This window comes from Methanobrevibacter cuticularis (assembly GCF_001639285.1).
GTDB classification, from domain to species: Archaea; Methanobacteriota; Methanobacteria; order Methanobacteriales; family Methanobacteriaceae; genus Methanobaculum; species Methanobaculum cuticulare.
The window spans coordinates 1-1,083 of record NZ_LWMW01000031.1 but is presented as its reverse complement, the minus strand read 5'-3'; the positions used below and the strand labels follow the sequence as shown (position 1 = coordinate 1,083).

The 1,083-nt window shown below is 18.4% G+C and carries 1 protein-coding gene; it reads left to right on the top strand.

Annotated features, from left to right (window positions below; translation table 11 throughout):
* Positions 1-797 precede the first annotated feature (797 nt).
* A partial coding sequence (locus MBCUT_RS00880; protein WP_157082417.1) for a hypothetical protein occupies positions 798-1,083 on the top strand: 286 nt, incomplete at its 3' end.

Genomic DNA, 1,083 nt, shown 5'->3' with positions numbered 1-1,083 from the left:
TGGGAGTGTCTCATAATTAGGATTTTTTAGAAATTTTCATGAAATTAATTTCCATATAAATCATTTTAAACATTAAACAATTGATATAATATGTATTTATAACTATAATAAAATAATTATTTTATTTAATTCATTTTAAAGATTTTATATTCTTTTAAATTTAAATTATATATTTTATGAATATTATTTTTAAATAATAATAATAATAATAATATAATAATAATATAAATATTTATATAATATTTAAAGATATTATATGTGAAATATATTTTATTAAATTTTTTAAAAATTTTAATTATAGTCCTGAAAATAAAGTTTATAATTAATGATATTTTTTAAAAACTTTTATATTCATTTATTTCTCAATCTAACTAATTATAATATATATTTTTTTAATAATAAAATTATATAAAGATTATTTTAGAAATTAAAGATAATAACAACTTATATTTATGAAATAGATTAATATTTCAATAAACCATTAATTAGAATCTTTTCTTTCAGGACTATATTAGACACTCCTCATAATTGTTTTTGTGGTTTTTTAGGTTTTTTAGTATTTTAAGCTCTTTTTCATTATTTTTTATTTACTTGTTTATGATATATATATATATATATATATATTAATTATTTTTCAATAAAGTTTATATATAGTATAGAATATAATTATTATTGTTAGATGATAGTGATTACTTTCTCTATTTTCTAATGTATAATACTATTATTAATACTATTAAATATTAATAATAGATTTTTTTTATAAACTAATTGATTAGAACAGGAGGTGAAAAAAAATAATGATTTCAAAAACAAACAATTTAATTGAAAATGGCTCTTTAAGTATGGAAACGAATATTCGTCTATTTAGTAGAGGTCGTTTAAGGAATACAGTACTTATATTCTTCTTGTTTTTGTGTTTCTTTGTAGTCTTGTCTGGTGTTAGTGCTGCTACCTTTAATAGTTCTTCTACTAATGCTGAGATTCAGGCTTTCCTCAGTAATACCTCTGCAGGTGACAATGATGTTACCTTTGAGGAAGGAAATTATAGTCAGATCACTGGTTTAACTGTAGGAAGAAGTGTTA